At 67.1% G+C, this 3,230-nt stretch carries 7 protein-coding genes and 1 pseudogene; 1 reads left to right on the forward strand and 7 read right to left on the reverse strand.

Annotated features, from left to right (window positions below; all coding sequences use genetic code 11):
- The 3 genes and pseudogenes from ACILQR_RS16190 to ACILQR_RS16200 all read right to left on the reverse strand — a co-directional run.
- A pseudogene (locus ACILQR_RS16190) lies at window positions 1-342 on the reverse strand (ABC transporter ATP-binding protein); the annotation flags it as partial.
- A gap of 58 nt (window positions 343-400) precedes the next feature.
- The gene (locus ACILQR_RS16195; RefSeq protein ID WP_395652394.1) at window positions 401-667 is read right to left on the reverse strand and encodes a Txe/YoeB family addiction module toxin; all 267 of its coding nucleotides are present in this window, start codon (window positions 665-667) and stop codon (window positions 401-403) included.
- Window positions 664-918 (reverse strand): type II toxin-antitoxin system Phd/YefM family antitoxin, encoded by a 255-nt coding sequence (locus ACILQR_RS16200; protein ID WP_395652395.1) that lies wholly within the window; start codon window positions 916-918, stop codon window positions 664-666. Before ACILQR_RS16200 ends, ACILQR_RS16195 begins: the two co-directional genes overlap by 4 nt.
- A gap of 75 nt (window positions 919-993) precedes the next feature.
- On the opposite strand from ACILQR_RS16200, the gene ACILQR_RS16205 reads away from it, so the two are divergent.
- Window positions 994-1,659: a beta-lactamase hydrolase domain-containing protein gene (locus tag ACILQR_RS16205; protein WP_395652400.1), complete on the forward strand. Its 666-nt coding sequence runs from the start codon at window positions 994-996 to the stop codon at window positions 1,657-1,659.
- Here the strand turns inward: ACILQR_RS16205 and ACILQR_RS16210 are convergent, their stop codons facing one another.
- From ACILQR_RS16210 to ACILQR_RS16225, 4 genes are all read right to left on the reverse strand, one after another.
- Window positions 1,660-1,887, reverse strand: coding sequence for a hypothetical protein (locus tag ACILQR_RS16210; protein WP_395652396.1), 228 nt, complete (start codon window positions 1,885-1,887; stop codon window positions 1,660-1,662). It abuts the gene before it with no gap.
- Window positions 1,884-2,156, reverse strand: coding sequence for a hypothetical protein (locus ACILQR_RS16215; protein ID WP_395652397.1), 273 nt, complete (start codon window positions 2,154-2,156; stop codon window positions 1,884-1,886). Before ACILQR_RS16215 ends, ACILQR_RS16210 begins: the two co-directional genes overlap by 4 nt.
- A gap of 81 nt (window positions 2,157-2,237) precedes the next feature.
- A complete protein-coding gene (locus ACILQR_RS16220; protein ID WP_395652398.1) occupies window positions 2,238-2,492 on the reverse strand; it encodes a DUF4170 domain-containing protein in 255 nt (84 codons plus the stop codon).
- Between the two features lie 26 nt (window positions 2,493-2,518).
- Window positions 2,519-3,230, reverse strand: a 712-nt coding sequence (locus tag ACILQR_RS16225; protein WP_395652399.1) for a 3'(2'),5'-bisphosphate nucleotidase CysQ, incomplete at its 5' end; no start/stop codon positions are given.

The raw sequence follows: 3,230 nt of genomic DNA on the forward strand, positions 1-3,230 counted from the left end.
GATGCCGTGGCCCAGCCGGTTGACCAGCGCCGCCTGACCCAGGCTGGCCAGTGTCCAGACGAAGGCGACGGCGACGATGGCGGACGGGATCACGATCAGGGCCTGGCCCGGTACGATGTCGATCAGGCCCCAGAGCTTCATCGGCGCGTTCTGTTGCAGGAACAGTCCGTTGATCGCCGGCTCCAGCAACTTCAGCGTCAGGGCCGACAGCCCCCCGGCCGCTGCCGCGCACAGCATCGAGGTGAACAGCGCCGCCTTGTGATGCGAGAGATAGTCGCGCCAGATCCGCGCCAGCAGCGGGCGCAGGCCTTCGTCCTGTTCGGCGGGCGTGGGGGTCGTCATGGGAGGGAGGTCGGACGGACGGTCCGGCAAGTCAAGCGGCGTGACGGTCGACCGGCGTTCAGTAGTGGAACCGGCACTGAACGATTTCCAGCAACTGATCGGGAGGGCTGCCCGACACCCGGTACACCAGCCGATGCTCCTTATCGATGCGGCGTGACCACCAGCCTCTGAATTCATTCTTCAAAGGCTCAGGCTTGCCCAAGCCCCGGAAGGGATCACGGCGACACTCTTCGATCAGGGAATTCAGACGGGCCAGGGAATCGCGATCGTCAGACACCCAATGCTGATACTGAGCCCAGGCTCGCGCCGTGAAGAGAACCTTCAAGGCTCGATCAGTTCGCGCTCGGTGCCACCGCCGGCTTCAAGCTCGGCGATCGACGCCCGGAGGGCCGCAGCGTTAGCCGGGCTGGAAAGCAGATACTGCGTCGCTTCCATGGCATTCCAGTCGTCGAGCGAAACGATGACCACCGCCTGGCCACGCTTGCGCGCCACCACCACAGGATTGTGGTCATCGACCACCTGATCCATCACGGACTTCAGGTTGGCGCGGGTTTCGGAAAAGGTCAGGACGTCCATGACCGGAATATGTACCACATCCTGTACGACTTCAAGGCGGGTGACGGGACGGGTGCCAGCCGCTATCTGCGAACCATGGCCCGTTTCGACCTCTCCACGCCCGGCGGCCGGTTTCATGCCGGCTGGGACTATTTCTGGAGCGACCACGCCTTTCTGAGGCTAGCGTTTTCCAATGCGCACTGGCTGGGACCGGACCTGGTGCGGACCAACCAGCCGTCGCCCCGGCAACTGGCGGGATGGGCGCGGCGGGGCGTGAGGACCGTCATCAATCTGAGGGGCGTGCGGGACGAGAGCTATTATGCGCTGGAGAAGGCGGCGTGCGAGCGGCTGGGGCTGACGTTGATCGATGCGCCGCTGGATTCGCGCGACGTGCCGACGCCGGATCGGGTGTATCGGGCGAAGCGGCTGTTCGAGACGGTCGAGTATCCGGTGCTGATCCACTGCAAGTCCGGGGCGGATCGGGCGGGGCTGATGGCGGTCTTCTATCGCCATTTCCACCTGGGCGAGCCGATCTCGGTGGCGATGGGGCAGTTGTCCAAGCGCTATCTGCACAGCCGCGAGGGGCTGACCGGGGTGCTGGACTTCTTTCTGGAGAAGTACGTCCGGGAGATCGAACCGACGGGGATCGGCTTCCTCGAATGGATCGACAGCCCGACCTATGACCCCAAGGCGATCCGGGCCGAGTTCAAGGCGGGGTGGTGGGGGACCTTGCTGACCGACCGACTCCTTCGGCGCGAGTAGTCAGCCCCAGGGACCGCGTGGTGGGCCGTCGGCGGGCGGCGGGGCCTCGCCGCGTTCCCTGGCCAGTTCGGCGTCGCGCCGGGCCTTGCGCTCGGCCTCCCACTGTTTGAACCAGCGCGCGTAGCCCATCTCGCCCTTCAACGACATGGTCCAGAGCACCAGGGCCAGGAGCATCCCGACCAGGGCTGCGATGGCCGGACCGTCGAGCGTTGTGCCGAAAAGGGTCATGGGCGGGCGTCTCCATCGAATGAGGGCGCGTGGGCGAAGGGATCGGCGGGCTGTGCCGACCGCACCGGTTTGGGAGCCAGGGTAGGGGTATACTGTGTCGGCGCAAAGACCGGTTCGGGCGAGGGTGCGACCGCGTCCGGGACCGGCGGCGCAGGCTTTCGCGCCGGGCGGCGCGGCGCGGCGGGGGCGTGTGGATAGCCGATCGTGTGCCAGGCCACGATGCCGGCACCAAGCGCCAGCAGCAGGAAAATCACCAGAAATGGGGCCATAGACCGCTCCTTTGCGCGCCCCGAACCTTCATGAAGCGTGCCAGCCCCGAAAGGGTTCGCTGACCGGTTCCTCGCGTGGCCTCAATGGGCGTGGTCGTCGCCGCGCGGGTCGATCATCTTGTGCGCATGCAGGATGAAGAAGCGCATCAGGGCGTTGTCGACGGTCGCCTGGGCGCGGGCCTTCCAGGCCTGGCGGGCCTCGGCGTAGGAGCCGTAGGCGCCGACGAACTCGACCTTGGTCAGGTCGCGGAAGACGGGGGCGTCGAGGTGGCGGAGCTCGCCGCCGATGACGAGGTGGAGCAGCTGCGGGGTTTCGACTTCGGTGTGCTGGGGCATGGGGATCCTGTGAGGGCGGGGAGGCCTTAGGGTGTCAGCGGGATAGGCCTTGTCCGCTCCAGGATCAACGGGTGCAGGGCCGGGGCCGAGCAGACGAGGCTGGCCTGGCGCGGGTCCGGGCGGTTGAAGGTCCAGCCGTTGCCCTGGTGGTCGGTGACGCGGGCGCCCGCCTCATGCGCGATCAGGTCGCCGGCAGCGATGTCCCAGTCCCATTTGGGCGAGATGGCGATGGCGGCGTCAAAGGCCCCGGCGGCGACCAGGGCCATGCGATAGGCGATGGCGTTGCGCTTCTCCAGCCGCATCGCCGGCCAGGGCTCGGCCCAGCGCGGGCTCTGCATCAGCATGGCGTCGGCCAGCATGGAGGCATCTTCCAGCGCGTCTGTATCGGAAGCCGTGATCGGCTGGCCGTTCAGGCGCGCGCCACCGCCCAGGGTGGCCTCGAAGGTCTCGTTCAGTTGCGGGGCGTGGATCACGGCGGCGACCGGACGGCCGTTCTCGATGACGGCGATGGGGACGCACCACCACGGCTTGTTCTTCATGAACGCCACGGTGCCGTCGATCGGATCGACGATGAAAATGCGTTCGCAGCTCAGGCGGGCGGGGTCGTCGGCGGTCTCTTCCGAGAGCCAGCCGTAGTCGGGACGGGCCGAGAGCAGGCGGCTTTTCAGCAGTTCGTCGACGGCGATGTCGGCCGAGGTGACGGGCGAGCCGCCGTCCTTGGACCAGGTCTTCACGCCC

Origin of the sequence: Brevundimonas sp. (assembly GCF_044239655.1) — a bacterium.
Classification (GTDB): domain Bacteria; phylum Pseudomonadota; class Alphaproteobacteria; order Caulobacterales; family Caulobacteraceae; genus Brevundimonas.